Origin of the sequence: Streptomyces atroolivaceus, assembly GCF_000717025.1 — a bacterium.
GTDB lineage: Bacteria > Actinomycetota > Actinomycetes > Streptomycetales > Streptomycetaceae > Streptomyces > Streptomyces atroolivaceus.
Genome location: NZ_JNXG01000002.1, coordinates 218192 through 235684 on the forward strand (window position 1 = coordinate 218192; position 17493 = coordinate 235684).

The following is a 17493-nucleotide window of genomic DNA, read 5'->3' on the forward strand; positions in this document are numbered from 1 at the left end:
GCTACGAGCGGAAGCGGCGGCCGACCATGCGCCAGGTGAACTCCAGGACGGCCGCCGCGACCGCCGCGATCCCCACCGCGGCCCAGGGCATGGTGGTGCCCACCAGCTTCAGCGCGAAGAAGTCCTGGAGCCAGGGCACCGCGAGCACGACGAGGAAGCACAGGCCCATCGTCGCCACGAGGGCGACCCGCCACCACGTGTAGGGGCGGGCGATGATCGCCAGGACCCACATGGAGACCAGGAACAGCGTGAGCGTCGCCGCGCTCGTCTCGGCGTCCAGCGCTCCCTGACCGGCGTAGTGGTGCCGGGCCACCAGATAGGTGGTGAAGGTGGCCGCCGCCGCGATGACCCCGGACGGGATCGCGTACCGCATGACGCGGCGTACGAAGTGCGGCTGGGCCCGCTCCTTGTTGGGGGCGAGCGCCAGGAAGAAGGCGGGGACGCCGATCGTGAGTGTGGACAGCAGCGTGAGATGCCGTGGCAGGAACGGGTACTCCACCTGGAAGCAGACCACCAGGATCGCCAGCAGCACCGAGTAGACGGTCTTCGTCAGGAACAGTGTGGCGACGCGGGTGATGTTGCCGATGACCCGGCGGCCCTCGGCCACGACCGAGGGAAGCGTCGCGAAGCTGTTGTTCAGCAGCACGATCTGGGCCACCGCGCGGGTCGCCTCGGAGCCCGAGCCCATCGAGACACCGATGTCGGCGTCCTTCAGCGCGAGCACGTCGTTGACGCCGTCGCCGGTCATCGCGACCGTGTGCCCGCGTGACTGGAGAGCCGCGACCATGTCCCGCTTCTGCTGCGGGGTGACCCGGCCGAAGACCGCGTTCCGCTCGATCTCCGTGGCCATGTCGTCGCGGTCCTCGGGCAGCCGGCGGGCGTCAAGGGTGTGTTCGGCACCCGGCAGCCCCAGCTTCTGGGCCACCGCGCCGACCGACACGGCGTTGTCGCCGGAGATGACCTTCGCGGCGACGTCCTGGTCGTCGAAGTAGGCCAGGGTCTCCCCGGCGTCGGGACGCAGCCGCTGCTCCAGGACGACGAGCGCGGTGGGTACGGCGCCGGAGGCGGCGTCCGGGGCGTCCAGCTCGCCCCGTACCCGGGCGAGGAGCAGGACCCGCAGCCCCTGCTCGTTGAGGTGGCCGGTCTCCGCGAGGGCCGGGTCGTCGGCCGGCAGCAGCACATCGGGGGCGCCGAGCAGCCAGGCGGACGCGGCCCCGTCGTCCTCGGTGAAGGCGGCGCCGCTGTACTTGCGGGCCGAGGAGAAGGGCACGGCCTGGGTGACGCCCCAGCCCTCGCCGTCCGGGCAGGCGTCGACGATGGCCTGGAGGCTGGCGTTGGGCCGTGGGTCGGAGGCGCCGAGTGCGCCCAGGACGCGGCGGACGTGATCCGGATCGGAGCCGTTCAGCGGGCGGACCTCGGTGACGTCCATGCCGCCCTCGGTGAGGGTGCCGGTCTTGTCCAGGCAGACGATGTCGACCCGCGCCAGGCCCTCGATGGCGGGCAGCTCCTGCACGAGGCACTGCTTGCGGCCGAGCCTGATGACCCCGATCGCGAAGGCGACCGAGGTGAGCAGGACCAGGCCCTCGGGGATCATCGGGACGATGCCGCCGACCGTGCGGGCCACCGAGTCCTTGAAGTTGTTGTCCTTGACGACCAGCTGGCTGACGATGAGCCCGATCGCCGTCGGCACCATCATCCACGTCACGTACTTGAGGATGGTGCTGATGCCGCTGCGGAGCTCGGACTGCACGAGGGTGAAGCGGGACGCCTCCTCGGCGAGCTGCGCGGCGTAGGCCTCGCGGCCAACCTTGGTGGCGGTGAACGCCCCGCCGCCCGCGACGACGAAGCTGCCCGACATCACCGGGTCACCGGGCCGCTTGACGACGGGGTCGGCCTCACCGGTCAGGAGCGACTCGTCGATCTCCAGGCTGTCGGCCTCGACGACCGTCCCGTCGACGACGGCCTTGTCCCCGGGGCCCAGCTCGACCAGGTCGCCGAGGACGATCTCGGAGACGGAGACCTCGGCTGAGGCCCCGTCGCGCCGGACGGTCGGTTTCGCCTCGCCGATCACCGCGAGGCTGTCCAGGGTCTTCTTGGCGCGCCACTCCTGGACGATGCCGATACCGGTGTTCGCGATGATCACGAAGCCGAAGAGGCTGTCCTGGATCGGCGCGACGAACAGCATGATCACCCAGAGCACGCCGATGATCAGGTTGAACCGGGTGAGGACGTTCGCGCGGACGATCTCGGTGACGGAGCGGGACGAGCGGACCGGTACGTCGTTGACCTCACCCCGAGCGACCCGCTCGGCGACCTCGGCCGTGGTCAGCCCGCCCTGCGGGCCGGGAGGGGTCTCCATGGGGTCCGGCTGCTCGCCGAAGGAGTCGAGTGCCCGCTGCGTCATGACTCCGACCGTACGGGCGGAAGGGATGGTTCACCCGCCGGGCGCGGGAAGTTCCGACCGGGGGAGGACCGGAATGGTCCCACGGTCGTACGTCAGGGGGAGAGGCCGGACGGGTGGCGGCCAGGGGTCAGTGGCGCACGCCGTCGGGTGCGGACTCCTCGGCGGCGGCCTGCGCGGCGGCCCTCTTCAGCGCGGCGTCCCGTCCCCGGACGTACCAGATGCCGATGAGGCCCAGGCCGGCACCGGCCAGGCAGACCCAGATCCACCAGGCGTGCCCGCGGTCGTCGAACCAGCCGTAGAAGGGGACCTGCACGAGGAAGAGGACGAACCAGAGGATCGTGCCGCCGGTGACGGTGGCGACGACAGGCCCCTCCAGGGGCTCGGGCGCCTCGTGCTTGGGTGTCCACTTCTCCATGTGGTCAGTCTAGCCGGGGTGCCGCAGGCCAGTCGGCCCAAGGATCTACGCGCGGAGATAGCGATCTTCCACTTATGTATTCATACTGAATCTGCTTGTGGGTGACTCGAATTATTCGTGTGAACATCCAAATTTGACTGCTTTTCCCCCTCGATGCACGACTGAAGGTCATACATGTCCTCCTCGGCCACCGCTCCGGTCGATCAGCCGCCGACGCCGCAGCAGCCTCACGGCGTCCTTGATCGTTACTTCAAGATCTCCGAGCGGGGGTCGACGGTCGCGCGTGAGGTCCGTGGTGGTTTCGCCACGTTCTTCGCGATGGCGTACATCATCGTGCTCAACCCGATCATTCTCGGCAGCGCGAAGGACATGTACGGGAATCAGCTCGACGGCGGCCAGCTCGTCACGGCCACCGTGCTGGCGGCTGCCTTCTCCACGCTCCTGATGGGTGTGATCGGCAACGTGCCGATCGCGCTCGCCGCCGGTCTCGGCGTCAACACCGTCGTGGCACTCCAGCTCGCCCCCCGCATGAGCTGGCCGGACGCGATGGGCATGGTCGTCCTGGCGGGCATCGTCGTGATGCTGCTGGTCGCGACCGGGCTCCGTGAGCGCGTGATGAACGCCGTGCCGCGGTCGCTGCGCAAGGGCATCGCGATCGGCATCGGCCTCTTCGTGCTGCTGGTCGGCCTGGTCGACTCCGGCTTCGTCTCGCGCATCCCGGACGCCGCGCACACCACCGTGCCGCTCCAGCTCGGCAGCGACGGCCACCTCAACGGCTGGCCCGTCCTCGTCTTCGTCCTCGGCACGCTGCTGACCCTCGCGCTGATCGTCCGCAAGGTGCCGGGCGCCATCCTGCTCTCCATCGTCGTCATGACCGTCGTCGCGCTGGTCATCGAGGCGGTCGCCGACCTGCCGGCCGGTGCCTGGGGGCTCACGGTCCCCGAGTGGCCGGGCAATCCCGTCTCGTCGCCGGACTTCGGCCTGCTCGGACAGGTCAGCCTGTTCGGCGGCTTCGGGAAGGTCGGACTCCTGACCGGCATCCTCTTCGTCTTCACCGTGCTGCTGTCCTGCTTCTTCGACGCGATGGGCACCATCCTCGGTGTCGGCGACGAGGCGAAGCTGATGGACAAGGACGGGAACTTCCCGGGCATCAACAAGGTCCTGCTCGTCGACGGTGTCGCCGTCGCCGCGGGTGGCGTGAGCTCCTCCTCCGCGTCGACCTGCTTCGTGGAGTCCACGGCGGGCGTCGGCGAGGGCGCCCGTACCGGGCTCGCGAGTGTGGTGAGCGGACTGCTCTTCTCGGTGGCGCTGCTCCTGACGCCGCTGGCGACGATGGTCCCGTCGCAGGCGGCCACTCCGGCGCTCGTCGCGGTCGGGTTCCTGATCCTCGCGGGCAATGTGCGGGACGTCGACTGGAGCGACTTCACGCTCGCCATCCCGGCCTTCATGGCCATGCTGATGATGCCGCTCACGTACTCGATCACCAACGGCATCGGCGTCGGCTGCATCGCCTTCAGCGTGATGCGCCTGGCGGCGGGGCGCGGCCGGGAGGTCCCGACGGCCATGTACGTGGTGTCCGCGGTCTTCGTCTTCTACTACGCGATGCCGGCGCTCGGCCTCACGTAAGCGCCTGCGGAGACGTCCTGCCGCGACGTCCCGCCCGTCTCCACCCCTGCGGGGCGGATCCCCGTCATGTGACCCGGTCGGCCGGGTCCGCGTGACGGGGCTCCGCCCCGTAGAACTTCTCGGTCTCGTCGACGGCCGCGTGGAAGCGCTCGTCGAAATCGTCACGCACGAGCGTTCGGACCACGTAGTCCTGGACGCTCATGCCACGTCTGGCGGCGTGCCGGCGGAGCCGGTCGAGCAGCTCACCGTCTATGCGCAGGCTGAGCACTGTCGATCCCATGCCAAGCAGGGTCGCGGCACACATGGCCTTTTCGCGGCTCTTTCCGCCGCATACTCACTCGTTCGGGTGATCAGTTTCTCGCGCGTGTACCATCGAGTGGTATTTAGCATTGCTAATGAGTTACGCTAATGAACATGCCTGACCTGATCCACGACGGTGACAGTGCCGCCGCCGTGAGCTCCCTCCGCTCCGCCGTGATGCTGCTGGGCCGGCGTCTGAAGCACCAGCGTGTCGACGAGTCGCTGAGCCCCACCGAGATGTCGGTGCTCGGCACACTCGCCCGTTGCGGGTCCGCCACCCCCGGTGAGCTGGCCCGCAAGGAGCACGTGCAGCCGCCGTCGATGACCCGCATCGTCGCGCTGCTGGAAGCCAAGGGGCTGGTCAGACTGGAACCGCACCCCGATGACCGTCGGCAGAAGATGGTCAGCCGGACCGAGCAGGCGGAAGCCATGCTCGCCGAGAGCCGCTCCAAGCGGAACGCCTGGCTGGCCAACCTCGCCGAGGGCCTGGACGAGGACGAGTGGGAGAAGCTGCGGGCCGCCGCGCCCGTGCTGGAGAAGCTCGCCCACCTCTGACCCCACGGGGCGCCCGCAGGCCCGTAGCCCGGAGCCCGCGGCGCCCCGCCGTCACGTCCCTCGTCAGTCCGTACGCCGTATACGCCCGAGGAGGCGAACCCTTTTGAGTACGGGATCCGGAGCAGACTCCGCCCCCGCACCGACTTCCACCCACGAGAGCAAGACCGGCGGGACCTTCTCGTCGCTGAAGATCCGTAACTACCGCCTGTTCGCCACGGGCGCCGTGATCTCCAACACCGGTACCTGGATGTCCCGCATCACGCAGGACTGGCTCGTCCTGAGCCTCACCGGGTCCGCCGCCGCCGTCGGTATCACCACGGCCCTCCAGTTCCTCCCGATGCTGCTCTTCGGCCTGTACGGCGGCGTCATCGCCGACCGGCTCCCGAAGCGGCGTCTCCTCATCATCAGCCAGGCAGCGCTCGGTCTGTGCGGCATCGCACTCGCCGTCCTGACCCTCTCCGGCGTCGTCGAGGTCTGGCATGTCTATCTGATCGCCTTCCTGCTCGGCATGGTGACGGTCGTCGACAACCCCGCGCGTCAGTCGTTCGTCTCCGAGATGGTCGGCCCCGCGCAGCTGCGCAACGCGGTCAGCCTGAACTCGGCGAACTTCCAGTCCGCCCGGCTCATCGGCCCCGCCGTCGCGGGTGTCCTGATCACCACGGTCGGCAGCGGCTGGGCCTTCATGTTCAACGGGCTGTCGTTCATCGCCCCGCTCGTCGGTCTGCTCATGATGCGTACGAGCGAGCTCCACGCGTCCGTGACCGTGAAGCGCGCCAAGGGCCAGCTGCGCGAAGGGCTGCGTTATGTGTCGGGCAGACCAGAGCTGATCTGGCCGATCGTCCTGGTCGGCTTCGTCGGTACCTTCGGGTTCAACTTCCCGATCTTCCTGACGGCCTTCGCGGACGAGATCTTCGACGGCGGCGCCGGGATGTACTCGTTCTTCAACATCCTCATGGCGGCCGGCTCCCTGGCCGGAGCCCTGCTCGCCGCCCGCCGCCGCTCCTCGCGGCTCCGGATGCTGGTGGCCGCGGGCACCCTGTTCGGTCTCCTGGAGATCGTCGCGTCGCTGTCGCCGTCCGTCTGGCTCTTCTCGCTGCTGCTCGTCCCGATCGGCATGATCGGCCTGACGACCAACATCAGCGCCAACACGAGCGTCCAGATGGCCGCGGACCCCGAGATGCGGGGCCGGGTGATGAGCCTCTACATGATGGTCTTCGCCGGGGGCACTCCGGTGGGTGCCCCGATCGTCGGCTGGATAAGCGACGCCTACGGTGCGCGCATCGGCATGGCGGCCGGCGGGGCGATCTCGATGGTGGCCGCGATCGGCGTCGGCTTCATGCTGACCCGCGTCGGCGGCCTGCGCCTCAAGGTCGACCTCCGGCCGGGTCGCCCGCACGTGCGAATAGTTCCGCGCGAGCAGCTGGCCACGGCGGCCTGAACCCACCATGATCGCTGCCCTCTCCTCGTCGGGGAGGGCAGCGTTCTCGTTTCAGTCGCGGGGGAAGTCGCCCGTCTCCAGCGTGAGGCCCACGACCGTCCCGGTGAGGTCGACCGGAGTCCCGGAATCGAGGCTCAGCACGCTGCGGTACTCGTCGTCCTTGGGGATCGTGTGCAGATGCCACGTGCCGGTGTACGGATCGGCGATGAGGTACACGGGGACGCCCGCGGTGGCGTAGGTGGCCTTCTTGGAGCCGTAGTCGTTGGCGGCCGTGTCCTTGGAGATCACCTCGGCGACGAACTCGACGTCCTGGTAGCGCCAGTGACCTTTGGCGTCCGGGGTGGCGCCGTCGGCAAGGGCCACCACGTCCGACGCGAAGCCGTTCAGGCGGCCCGGGAAATCGATGCGTACGTCCGACATCAACCGGCGGCGCGGGTAGCCGGCGCGCAGCTGTTCGACGAGGTCGAGACTGATCTGCCAGTGCGTGCCCCGTCGCGGCGACATGTAGATGTTCCCCTCGGCGATCTCGACCTTGAATCCCTCGGGGGTGGGCTCAAGCCACTCGAACATCATGTCCAAGGTGCGCTCGTCGCTGGTGTCCGCCATCTCGATCCTGTCGTCGACGACGGTCATCGTGCCGCTCCTCCCCGCCGCCGCACAGCGCGGGCAGCCGCGTAGTACAACGATAGGCCCGCCCCCCCCGGACACGCCGGGACGCTGGGACACTCGCCGCATGAGCAGCCAGAGACTCTTCGCCGCCGTCCTGCCGCCGGAGCCCGCCGCCGACGAGCTGGCCGGTGCCGTCGCCCCGTTGCACGAACTGCCCGGGGCCGTGAACCTCCGCTGGACCGCCCGGGCGGGGTGGCACTACACGCTGGCCTTCCTCGGGAACGTCGACGAGGAGCTGCTGCCCGGGCTGTACACCCGGCTGGAGCGGGCCGCGCACCGGACCGAGCCCTTCCCGCTCCGGATCCACGGCAGCGGGCGGTTCGACGGGCGGGCGTTCTGGGCGGGGGCCGAGGGTGGCACCGACACGCTGAGGCTGCTGGCGCGGCGTGCGCACGCCGCCGCGCGCAAGGCCGGGGTCCCGATGGAGGAGCACCGTCACTACACCCCGCACCTCACCCTCGCCCGCAGCCGGGACCAGGCCGACCTGACGCCGTACACGGCGGCGCTGGAGGGCTTCGAAGGGATGCGCTGGGAGGCCGGGGAGCTCGGTCTCGTACGCAGCAATCTGCCCGTGGGCGGGGTGCCGGGGGAGCAGCCGCGGTACGAGGTGGTGCAGGCCTGGCCGCTGGGGCGGTGAGCGGTGCGGTTACGCTCGTCGGGTGGATCCCAAGACCAGAAACCGCATCATGGCGGCCGTGCTCGTACTGATGTTCGTCGTCGTGGCGGCGGCCTCCGCCCTCGGAGGCTGACCCCCGGGGCGGACGCCGCACGCGCACCGCGTTCCTACCAGGCGAAGTTCTCCGGCGAGGGACCCGGGCCCGGGAAGATCTCGTCCAGGGCCGAGAGCACCTCGTCCGACAGCTCCAGCTCGACCGCGCGCACCGCCGAGTCGAGCTGCTCCCGCGTGCGCGGCCCGGAGATCGGGCCCGTGACGCCGGGACGGGTGAGCAGCCAGGCCAGGCCGGCCTCGCCCGGTTCCAGGCCGTGCTTCTCCAGCAGGTCCTCGTACGCCTGGATCTGCGCCCGCACCTTCGGGTCGGCCAGCGACTCGCCGGAGCGGCCGGAGGTGGACCGGGCGCCTCCGCCGTCGCGCTCCTTGCGGATCGCGCCGCCGAGCAGCCCGCCGTGCAGCGGCGACCACGGGATGACCCCGAGACCGTACTCCTGGGCGGCCGGGATGACCTCCATCTCGGCGCCGCGCTCCATCAGGTTGTAGATGCACTGCTCGCTGACGAGGCCGTAGCTGCCGCGCCGGGCGGCCCGCTCGTTGGCCTGGGCGATCTTGTAGCCCGAGAAGTTGGACGAGCCCGCGTAGAGGATCTTGCCCTGCTGGACCAGTACGTCGATGGCCTGCCAGATCTCGTCGATCGGGGTGTCCCGGTCGACGTGGTGGAACTGGTACAGGTCGATGTGATCCGTCTGCAGCCGCCTGAGGCTGGCGTCGACGGCGCGGCGGATGTTCAGGGCGGACAGCTTGTCGTGGTTGGGCCACGCCTCGCCGTCGGCGCCCATGTTGCCGTAGACCTTGGTGGCGAGGACGACCTTGTCGCGGCGGTCCCCGCCCTGCGCGAACCAGGTGCCGAGGATCTCCTCGGTGCGGCCCTTGTTCTCGCCCCAGCCGTAGACATTGGCCGTGTCGAAGAAGTTGACGCCCGCGTCCAGGGCGGCGTCCATGAGCGCGTGGCTGTCGCTCTCGTTGGTCTGGGGGCCGAAGTTCATCGTCCCCAGTACGAGGCGGCTGACTTTGAGTCCGGTGCGTCCGAGCTGGGTGTACTTCATGGTTCCCCAGCCAACTCCTTCGAGCACGCTCGAAGCAAGCGTTCTCAGCCAAGCCGTGCGAACCGGTCCAGCGCGGCGAGCACCGCCCTGGAGGTCGCGGGCCCGCCCAGATGACCGGCGTCGTCGATCACCGTCAGCTCGGCGTCCGGCCACGCCTTCGCCAGCTCCCACGCCGTGGTCAGCGGGCCGCCCAGGTCGAAGCGGCCGTGCACGAGGACGCCGGGGATGCCCGCCAGCCGGCCGGCGTCGCGGATCAGCTGCCCCTCCTCCAGCCAGGCCCCGTGCGAGAAGTAGTGCGTGCAGATCCGGACCAACGCCAGCTGGTCACGGCCGGGCCGCCCGCTGTAGGGAGACGGGCCGGCAGCGGCCTCCATGGACAGCACCGCGTCCTCCCAGGCGCACCAGTCGGCCGTCGCCCTCGCCCGTACGTCCGGGTCGGGGCTTTCCGTCCGGCGCGCGTACGCGGCGACCAGATCCCCGGGGCCCCGGGCCTCCGGCACGCCGGCCCGGAACAGGTCCCAGGCCTCGGGGAAGATCTGCCCGGCACCCCGGTACAGCCAGTCGATCTCGCTGCGCCGGGTCGTCGTGACGGCGGAGATCACGATCTCCGAGACCCGCCGCGGGTGCTGTTCGGCGTACGCGAGGATCAGCGTGGAGCCCCAGGACCCCCCGTAGAGAAGCCATTTCCCGATGCCGAGGTGGCGTCGCAGGAGCTCCATGTCGGCGATCAGGTGCGCCGTCGTGTTGTGCCGCATGTCGGCGGCGGGGTCGCTCGCGTGCGGGGTGGAGCGGCCGCAGTTGCGCTGGTCGAACAGCACGACGCGGTAGAGGTCCGGGTCGAAGTACTGCCGGGCCCGGGCGTTGCACCCGCTGCCCGGTCCGCCGTGGACGACGAGGGCCGGCTTCCCGGCCGGGTTGCCGCAGACCTCCCAGTACACGAGGTTGCCGTCGCCGACGTCCAGCGTTCCGTGGTCGTAGGGCTCGATCGGCGGGTACTTCTCGTCGGGGCCTCGGTCCACTGTGGCGTCCTCTCCTGTCGATGAGGTGGGGGCGGGAGCGGAGCCCCTCAGGTGTGCACCGTCTCCGTCCTCCCGGCGGCCGTCCGGGGAACCTGCCCCCGGACGGTCCGTCCCTGAGGGGTCTCCGGCAGCTTTGGAGGCTGCCGGAGCTTTACGGGGCGATGGGCAGACGTCGCTTGTGGTCGGTGAGGCGGTAGCGGGCGACGATGGTCTCGAAGGCCTGCTCGTCCACCGGCTTGCCCTCCAGGAAGTCGTCGATGGTGTCGTAGGTGACGCCGAGCGCGTGCTCGTCCGCCTTGCCCGGGTCGAGCGTCTCCAGGTCGGCCGTCGGCACCTTCCCGACCAGCTCGGCGGGCGCGCCCAGCGCCTCGGCGACGGAGCGCACCCGGCGCTTGGTGAGTCCGGTCAGCGGCACCAGGTCGGCGGCGCCGTCCCCGAACTTGGTGAAGAAGCCGGAGACCGCCTCGGCCGCGTGGTCCGTGCCGACGACGAGGCCGTCGTGCGCTCCGGCCACCGCGTACTGGGCGATCATCCGCTGCCGGGCCTTGACGTTGCCGAGCACGAAGTCCTGGTGGTGGGGGTCGCGGAAGGCCACGTCGCCGGAGAGCAGGGACTCCTGGGTGGCGTCGGTGGCGGGCTTGATGTCCACGGTCAGCACGTGGTCGGCCTGGATGAAGGAGAGCGCGAGCTGGGCGTCGTGCTCGTCGGCCTGGACCCCGTAGGGCAGCCGCATGGCGTAGAACCGCGCCTCGTGACCCGCGGCGCGGGCACGCTCGACGGCGAGCTGGCACAGCCGTCCGGCCGTGGTGGAGTCCACGCCGCCGCTGATGCCCAGCACCAGCGAGCGCAGACCCGTGGAGGTCAGCCGCTCGGCGAGGAAGGCCACCCGGCGCTCGATCTCCCGCTCGGCGTCGAAGGTCTCCGCGACCTCCAGTTCCCGGGCGATCTCCTGCTGCAGGGCGATGTTCGCCGGCTCGCTCACGTCTGCTCCTCGGTCCGGTCCACGACGGTCTGTCGTGCCCACCCTACCGAGGGGCCCCCGGTCACCGGGCGGGTGCGTCGGCGCACCCAGGGCAGCAGCTGCACCACGCCGAAGGCCACCTCGGCGCCGAGGAACAGCCACAGCAGCCGGGGGCCGCCGTGGGCGAGTGCGTACGCCTGCCATGCCGTGAACAGGGCCCGCGCCACCCCGTCGTACAGGCCGTGCACCGGCAGGGGACCCACGATGCGCAGGACGGCCCACACGACCACGACCGAGCCCATCAGATTCGCGTACAGGATCTGCATCGGGTCCTGGGCGGGCAGCGGGCCCATCCCGAGGGCGTCGCCCAGGGACGAGAGCCCGTCGTGCAGCAGGCCGTACGTCCAGGGCGTCGCGAAGCCGGCCGTGACGACGAGGTCGTACCAGGCGCTCGCGCGTACGAGGCCGAGGTAGGAGGGGGTGCGGAGAGAGGGCATGAGGGAACTCCCTGTGGTCCGTGGGGAAGCGACCGTCCGACTCTCAACGGTGGAGTACGGTCCAAGGTCAAGCGCAGAACCGGGGGAGTGCCATGCTGATAGGCGAACTGGCCGAGCGGACGGGCATGTCGAGGGACGCCATCCGCTTCTACGAGAGGACCGGACTCGTCGCCGGGGGCCGACTGCCCAGCGGATACCGTGACTTCCCGCCGGAGACGGTGCCCTGGTTGCTCTACGTCCGCACCGCGCAGGCGCTCGGATTCTCCCTGGCGGAGATCGCGAGGCACGGCGAGGAGCTGCGGGATGCGCCCGATCCCGCGGACGCCCTGTCCGCGCTGCTGGAGGCGAAGATCCGGACGGTCGACGAGCGGATGGCCGAACTGGCCTTGCTGCGTACCGAACTCGCCGCCCGCGTGGGCACCGGGTGCCCGCTCCGCGCCGCCGGTGCGGTCAGCCCCTGACCGCCACGTGGTAGGCGGAGGCCCACAGCGTCACCGCGGAGGCCAGCCCGACCACGGCGCGCACGCTCCCGTCCGGCAGGCCGGCCGCGAGGAGGGCGAAGCCGAGGACCGCGGAGGCGCTCAGCAGCGCGGCCGTCCCCTTGTACTGCCACTGGTCGTAGAGACGCGCGAGCGGCACGAAGTGCAGGCCGACCACGAGTGCGACGGCCGGCGGGATGAACCCGGGGCGGCCGGAGGCGTTGGACGCCGCGATCACCGCGAAGATCGCCGCGAGCTCGGCGACGTTGACGATGCCGACCGAACGCGCCCAGTTCGCGGGAGGGGTGACCATGCGGGGCGAGGGGGCGGCGCCCTTGCGGTAGGCGAGGTAGACCGCCGCCGCGGTGACGGGCACCGCGATGATCTCGACGGTCAGGGCCGCACCCGAGGACGTCAGCCCGGACGCCCCGGCGAACGCCCAGACGAGGGCGAACACCGACAGCACGACGGTGCCCCGGCGGCGCAGGGTCCGGGTGAGTGCGGCGCATTCGGCGTCCGGGACCGGGGGCGACGAGGGCGTCGGCTGGATCATTGGGCGAGGGTACAGCCGTCATCGGGCCCGTTCGGCGGTTTCGGAACGGATGGAGCAGGCCTCCACTTGCGGAGGCCTTCCGTCCGGCCCGCACCTCCTGACCTGCTCGTTTCCCCGGCACCGGAGTGCGGTCCGGGTACGGCCGGGGCGGCCACCTGGCCACCGTGACAAACTGGGCGGAAGACCCGCTCCGGGCAGGCCCACGAGGTCCGCGAGCGCGATGACGAGGAGGCCGCCGCGTGAACGCCACCCCGCAGGTGCTGGCCGTCCTGGACGGCCTTCTCGCCTCCGCCGCCCCCGGTGAGCGCGGCGCCCTCTGGCATCTGGCGGAGCAGGGAAGGGAGTTGGACGCCAACGTCGTCCATCTCCCGCCGGGGGCCGGGGTGGGCGAGCATCAGGAGGACGTCCTGGACGTGCTCCTCCTCGTCCTCGCGGGCCGCGGCAGCCTGCGTACGGGTGACGGCGACACGCTGGACCTCACCCCGACGGCCGTCACCTGGCTGCCCCGCACCTCGCGCCGGGCACTGGAGGCGGGGCCGGAGGGCTTGACCTACCTCACGGTGCACCGCCGCCGGCCCGGACTGATGATCAAGCCGGCCGTCCGGGCTCCCGCGTACGAGGGCGGCGAGGCCGCCTGCATGCTCGACCTGGTGTGCCAGGAGTGCGGGCGGCTGTCGGCGGACCGGGCGCCGCGATTCTGCAGCGCGTGCGGAGAGGCCTTCCCGGCTCGATAGCGCGCGTCGCTCACACGGCGCGTTCCATGCAGATCAGCCGGTCCCGGTCGTCCCACGACTCGGTGACGGTGAATCCGAGCCGGCCGTACAGCGCGATCGCGCCGGCCCGCCACTTCCACACCGACAGCCGTACCGCCCCGGCCCCGCTCTCCGCAGCGTGCGCCAGCGCGGCGCCGACCAGACCGGACGCGACACCCAGACCGCGGAACGCCGGGTCCGTCCAGAGCCTCTTGATCTCGGACCGCCCGTCGACGGGCGCGGTCACCACCACGCAGCCCACCGCGATGTCCCCGCTCGACGCCAGCAGCACCACGTCGCCGGCGAACGTGGTGCGGGGCTCCACGATCTCGGCCCGGTAGTGGTCCGGCAGTTCGTCCACACCGGGGACGGCCTCGCCCTTCTCCGCCTGCGTCCGCAGATGGTAGGCCGCCAGCAGGCGCGCCGGTCCCTCCGCGGCGGAGCGGGCCGTCCGGCCCGGCCAGACCATGACGGAGATGCCGCCTTCACCCTTCATGGCGTCAGCATCACATGTCCCCGGCAGCCCCCGGGCCGGCGTGACCCGCCAGGGGCCGCCGCTCAGGCGAGGGAGAGGAACAGCTTCTCCAGGCGGGCACGCATCCGGTCCTTGTCGGCGGGCGTCCGTCCCTCGTCGGCGAGGCACTGCTCCAGCCCTGTGGCGATGATCGAGAACCCGGCCCGGTCGAGGGCGCGGGAGGCGGCGGCCAACTGCGTGACCACTTCCTCGCAGTCCCTGCCCTCCTCGATCATCCTGATGACCCCGGCGATCTGGCCCTGGGCCCGGCGCAGCCGGTTGAGGACGGACTTCAGTTCGTCGGCCGCCATGTCGAGTTGCACGGTTCCTCCTGCGTCATCCGTATCCGGTATACCCCTGGGGGTATGTTACCGGGTGTCTCAAGTGCCCCTCGTATGCGGAGGGTTCGCCCGCTGCGCACGCGTGCCCGCACTGTTGTCCGATCGTTATCCCGGCGTGAGAATCCACCGGCCGAGGGGTGGTCCGTCGCGCATCGCCCCACGCATGACCGGGAACCTCCTGAAGGTGCCGGATCCGACAGATGCCCGGTACATGCATGTGACGCATCATTCATGCGTGAATGGCGCGGCGGAGGCGCGGGCGGAGCGCGAGCGTCCGGGTGAAGGTTGTACGTCCGCCGGTAACGGTTTGGATTCGACGCCCTGTCCGGCCCGGATGTGAACCTCTTGAAAAAGGGGCGGACATTGCGTGTACTGAGGTCTACACCAGCTGCACGTCGGCTGTGTTCCGGATCCGGTCATTCACATTCCAAGGCGCACTCGCGCCACTTTCGCATGCGCGAAAACATCGGGGAGAGAAAAGTGCGTTACTTCAAGAGAGCTGTCACGGCTGCCGCCATAGCCGCAGCGGTTTCCGCTGCCACGGTGACTCCCGCATCGGCGGCGGGCGATTTCGACAACTACTGGTTCGGCTGCAACTACGAATCGTCCAACAACTTCAAGTTCCGCATCTTCTACAACTCCAACCTCGCGGGCGACTACCGGAACATCGGTTACGCCGTGTACGACTTCGACTCGGTCGCGAACGGTACGAGTGCCGGACCCCTCACGTACTGCGGTTTCAGGAGTGCGGGAAGCGGTCAGCGCGTGAAGAACAACGCGGCGTCCGCGCGTAACACTCACGCCACCTACACCGGCGCGCTCTATTACAACAGCGGCTACAAGGGGGCGACCGACTACATCTGGGGAACGGTGAACCAGCTCGAAGCCACGTACAACGAAAACGCGTCTTTCAACTGGGTGAGCCTGTAAGAAGCTCACGGTTGCCCGCCGAAAGCGGGCAACCCGCCTTCCCCTCTCCTCGCCGAACCTGGAAAGCCCCACATGCGCGCTAGACCCTCAGGCGTGATCGCCTTCTCCCTCGCCGCCACGTTCCTGCTCGCAGGATGCTCCTTCTCGTCCTCGCCGGACGCGGCCGACCAGGCTCCCGCGGGTGACCCCAAGGATCCGGCGAGCTGGGTCCTTCCCCTGCAGGCATTCATGCCGACGGAGCAGGAATACGGCCAGCTTTCGCAGGCGAAGAAGATTCTGGTCGGCGACTGCATGAAGGGTTTCGGCTTCTCCTGGGTTCCCGCACCCGATCTCCCCAGGGTGGGCCCCAAGACGCTGACCGACTGGCGCTACGGCATCCACGACATGGCTCTGTCCAAGGAGCGCGGATACAAGCCCGACGCGAAGGAGCAGGAAGCCTACGACGCCGCTGTCGAAAAGGGTGCTGTCGACGGCACGACGGCCGACGGCCCCGACGCCCGTGCCCTTGACGGCAGGATCAAGGAGGTCGACGGCAAGAAGGTCCCCGAGGGCGGGTGTGTGGGCGCCGCGAACAAAGAGATCAACGCCGATGCCCTGCAGGCGCGTGCCGCGCTCGACCTGGCCAACGCGGCCTTCGTGAAGTCCAAGCAGGACCCCGAGGTCGTCAAGGCGTTCTCGGGCTGGTCGGAGTGCATGAAGCGGAGCGGTTACGACTACGAACAACCGCTCGACGCGAGTGACGACCCCCGATTCGGCGTTCCCGAGGTGAGTTCGGAGGAGATCGCCACCGCCACCGCCGATATCACCTGCCGGCAGAAGACCGAGGTCGCCTGGATCTGGTTCCAGGCGGAGTCCGCTCTGCAGAAGCGGGTCATCGAGGACCACGCCGAGGAATTGTCGGCGGAGCGTCGGAGCATCGAGACCTCGGTGCGCAAGGCGTCGAAAATCGTCACGGGTAAGTGAGCACCGTCATGTCCGAAGACACCCCACCCCGGCCGCATCCCGGACGGCGTCGGCAGAAGGGCGGCCTGGACCGCCGCCGACGGGCTCTGATCTCCGTGCTCGCCGGTTCGGTGGTCCTGACCGGAGCCGGCGTCGCCGCTGCCGCCTTCATCAAGTCCCCCGCACAGGCGGCCGCCGACACCGGCCCTCCGCCGGCGAGCGTCCTGACCGCCGCGGTGGAGAAGAAGGTCCTCTCGGAAACGGTCATCACGCGCGGCAAGGTCGCTTCCTCGCAGCGGATCACCGTGTCCGGTGAGGGCGCGGGCGGGAAGGACGCCGGCCGTTCGGTGGTGACGAAGGTGGCGGTGAAGGAGGGTCAGTCCCTCCGCATGGGGCAGCTGTTGCTGGAGATCTCCGGCCGCCCGGTGTTCGTCCTCAAGGGAGCCGTCCCGGCGTACAGGGACCTCGGGCCGGGAAGCACGGGCGACGACGTCGCACAGCTGCAGCGGGCCCTCACCGAGATCGGCCACGGCACGGGGAGCGACCGCGCCGGGACGTTCGGGACCGGGACGGAGCAGGCGGTCGAGCGCTTCTACCGGGCCCACGAGTTCGCCCCGGTGACGGAACAGACCGGTCCGCCTCCGGCGACGACGGAGGTCGCCGGGGGCGTCGGCACGGCGGGCGACGACGACGGTGACGACGTGCCGGCGCCCGCGCCCCGCGTCACCGTCCCCCTTTCCGAGATCGTCTACGTGCGCACCGGACCCGCGTACGCGGAGGACGTGTCGGCGCAGGTGGGCGGCGAGGCGAAGACTGACCTGGTCTCGATCTCGGCGGGCGAACTGATCGTCGACGGGACGGTGGGGCCGGAGGTGAAGGGCCTGGTGAAGCCCGGGCAGACGGTCTCGATCGCGTCCGAGGTCACCGGCGCCCGCGCCACGGGAACGATCGAGTCGGTCGCCGCGAAGCCCACGAAGCCGAAGGACGGCGAGCAGGCCGGTGGCGACACCTACGCGATGAAGGTCAGGCCGTCCGGCCGCCTCCCCGCCGATCTGGCGGGCGAGGACGTCCGGCTCACGATCACCGCCGCGTCCTCGCAGAACGAGGTCCTGGCCGTTCCGACCTCGGCCATCTCGTCCGGCGAGGACGGACAGACGACGGTCACGGTGCGCCGGGGGCAGAAGGAGCGGCGCGTACCCGTCGACACCGGCATGATCGCGGACGGGTACGTGCAGGTCACCCCGCGGGGCCAGGCCGGACTCACCGCCGGTGACCAGGTCATCGTCGGAGTGGACGAGACGCGCGCGGGAGCCGGCTGA

20 protein-coding genes are annotated in these 17493 nt (G+C 70.2%); 9 read left to right on the forward strand and 11 right to left on the reverse strand.

Annotated elements, in window-relative coordinates; all coding sequences use genetic code 11:
* Window position 1: 1 nt before the first annotated feature.
* Both OO67_RS04215 and OO67_RS04220 read right to left on the reverse strand, forming a co-directional pair.
* A complete protein-coding gene (locus OO67_RS04215; protein WP_033297352.1) occupies window positions 2–2404 on the reverse strand; it encodes an HAD-IC family P-type ATPase in 2403 nt (800 codons plus the stop codon).
* Between the two features lie 127 nt (window positions 2405–2531).
* Window positions 2532–2819, reverse strand: a complete 288-nt coding sequence (locus OO67_RS04220; RefSeq protein ID WP_033297354.1) for a DUF2530 domain-containing protein — start codon at window positions 2817–2819, stop codon at window positions 2532–2534.
* A 174-nt stretch (window positions 2820–2993) separates the two neighbouring features.
* Here OO67_RS04220 and OO67_RS04225 point away from each other — a divergent pair, with 174 nt between their 5' ends.
* Window positions 2994–4445, forward strand: a complete 1452-nt coding sequence (locus OO67_RS04225; RefSeq protein ID WP_033297361.1) for an NCS2 family permease — start codon at window positions 2994–2996, stop codon at window positions 4443–4445.
* A gap of 64 nt (window positions 4446–4509) precedes the next feature.
* Here OO67_RS04225 and OO67_RS04230 read toward each other — a convergent pair whose 3' ends face one another.
* Window positions 4510–4725, reverse strand: a complete 216-nt coding sequence (locus tag OO67_RS04230; RefSeq protein WP_208860956.1) for a hypothetical protein — start codon at window positions 4723–4725, stop codon at window positions 4510–4512.
* Window positions 4726–4859: 134 nt separating this feature from the next.
* On the opposite strand from OO67_RS04230, the gene OO67_RS04235 reads away from it, so the two are divergent.
* Window positions 4860–5300 (forward strand): MarR family winged helix-turn-helix transcriptional regulator, encoded by a 441-nt coding sequence (locus OO67_RS04235; protein WP_031093273.1) that lies wholly within the window; start codon window positions 4860–4862, stop codon window positions 5298–5300.
* 103 nt (window positions 5301–5403) lie between these two features.
* Window positions 5404–6738, forward strand: a complete 1335-nt coding sequence (locus tag OO67_RS04240; RefSeq protein ID WP_033297363.1) for an MFS transporter — start codon at window positions 5404–5406, stop codon at window positions 6736–6738.
* Window positions 6739–6789: 51 nt separating this feature from the next.
* Here the strand turns inward: OO67_RS04240 and OO67_RS04245 are convergent, their stop codons facing one another.
* Window positions 6790–7371: a Uma2 family endonuclease gene (locus OO67_RS04245; protein ID WP_033297366.1), complete on the reverse strand. Its 582-nt coding sequence runs from the start codon at window positions 7369–7371 to the stop codon at window positions 6790–6792.
* Between the two features lie 100 nt (window positions 7372–7471).
* On the opposite strand from OO67_RS04245, the gene thpR reads away from it, so the two are divergent.
* Complete coding sequence (gene thpR / locus OO67_RS04250; protein ID WP_033297368.1) at window positions 7472–8044, forward strand: RNA 2',3'-cyclic phosphodiesterase; 573 nt, start codon at window positions 7472–7474, stop codon at window positions 8042–8044.
* Between the two features lie 146 nt (window positions 8045–8190).
* Here thpR and OO67_RS04255 read toward each other — a convergent pair whose 3' ends face one another.
* The 4 genes from OO67_RS04255 to OO67_RS04270 form a co-directional block, all read right to left on the reverse strand.
* Window positions 8191–9186, reverse strand: a complete 996-nt coding sequence (locus OO67_RS04255) for an aldo/keto reductase (protein ID WP_033297370.1) — start codon at window positions 9184–9186, stop codon at window positions 8191–8193.
* A gap of 44 nt (window positions 9187–9230) precedes the next feature.
* Window positions 9231–10205, reverse strand: a complete 975-nt coding sequence (pip, locus tag OO67_RS04260) for a prolyl aminopeptidase (protein ID WP_033297372.1) — start codon at window positions 10203–10205, stop codon at window positions 9231–9233.
* A 151-nt stretch (window positions 10206–10356) separates the two neighbouring features.
* Window positions 10357–11187, reverse strand: coding sequence for an ammonia-dependent NAD(+) synthetase (gene nadE / locus OO67_RS04265; protein WP_033297383.1), 831 nt, complete (start codon window positions 11185–11187; stop codon window positions 10357–10359).
* Window positions 11184–11663 carry a hypothetical protein gene (locus OO67_RS04270; RefSeq protein ID WP_051709120.1) on the reverse strand — a complete coding sequence of 160 codons (480 nt, stop codon included), beginning with the start codon at window positions 11661–11663 and terminating at the stop codon, window positions 11184–11186. Before OO67_RS04270 ends, nadE begins: the two co-directional genes overlap by 4 nt.
* 92 nt (window positions 11664–11755) lie before the next feature.
* On the opposite strand from OO67_RS04270, the gene OO67_RS04275 reads away from it, so the two are divergent.
* Entirely contained in the window at window positions 11756–12124 is a 369-nt protein-coding gene (locus OO67_RS04275; RefSeq protein ID WP_033297386.1) for a MerR family transcriptional regulator, read from the forward strand.
* Here the strand turns inward: OO67_RS04275 and OO67_RS04280 are convergent.
* The gene (locus OO67_RS04280; RefSeq protein ID WP_033297388.1) at window positions 12114–12695 is read right to left on the reverse strand and encodes a hypothetical protein; all 582 of its coding nucleotides are present in this window, start codon (window positions 12693–12695) and stop codon (window positions 12114–12116) included. The genes OO67_RS04275 and OO67_RS04280 overlap by 11 nt on opposite strands.
* Before the next feature lie 239 nt (window positions 12696–12934).
* On the opposite strand from OO67_RS04280, the gene OO67_RS04285 reads away from it, so the two are divergent.
* A complete protein-coding gene (locus OO67_RS04285; protein WP_033297390.1) occupies window positions 12935–13429 on the forward strand; it encodes a hypothetical protein in 495 nt (164 codons plus the stop codon).
* A 10-nt stretch (window positions 13430–13439) separates the two neighbouring features.
* On the opposite strand, the gene OO67_RS04290 is transcribed toward OO67_RS04285, so the two are convergent.
* The gene (locus OO67_RS04290; RefSeq protein WP_033297392.1) at window positions 13440–13943 is read right to left on the reverse strand and encodes a GNAT family N-acetyltransferase; all 504 of its coding nucleotides are present in this window, start codon (window positions 13941–13943) and stop codon (window positions 13440–13442) included.
* 62 nt (window positions 13944–14005) lie between these two features.
* Complete coding sequence (locus tag OO67_RS04295; RefSeq protein WP_033297393.1) at window positions 14006–14284, reverse strand: metal-sensitive transcriptional regulator; 279 nt, start codon at window positions 14282–14284, stop codon at window positions 14006–14008.
* Between the two features lie 498 nt (window positions 14285–14782).
* Here OO67_RS04295 and OO67_RS04300 point away from each other — a divergent pair, with 498 nt between their 5' ends.
* The 3 genes from OO67_RS04300 (at window position 14783) to OO67_RS04310 (ending at window position 17493) form a co-directional block, all read left to right on the forward strand.
* Window positions 14783–15232 carry a hypothetical protein gene (locus OO67_RS04300; protein ID WP_033297395.1) on the forward strand — a complete coding sequence of 150 codons (450 nt, stop codon included), beginning with the start codon at window positions 14783–14785 and terminating at the stop codon, window positions 15230–15232.
* A gap of 72 nt (window positions 15233–15304) precedes the next feature.
* Window positions 15305–16195, forward strand: a complete 891-nt coding sequence (locus tag OO67_RS04305; RefSeq protein ID WP_033297397.1) for a hypothetical protein — start codon at window positions 15305–15307, stop codon at window positions 16193–16195.
* An 8-nt stretch (window positions 16196–16203) separates the two neighbouring features.
* Entirely contained in the window at window positions 16204–17493 is a 1290-nt protein-coding gene (locus OO67_RS04310) for a peptidoglycan-binding protein (protein WP_106972717.1), read from the forward strand.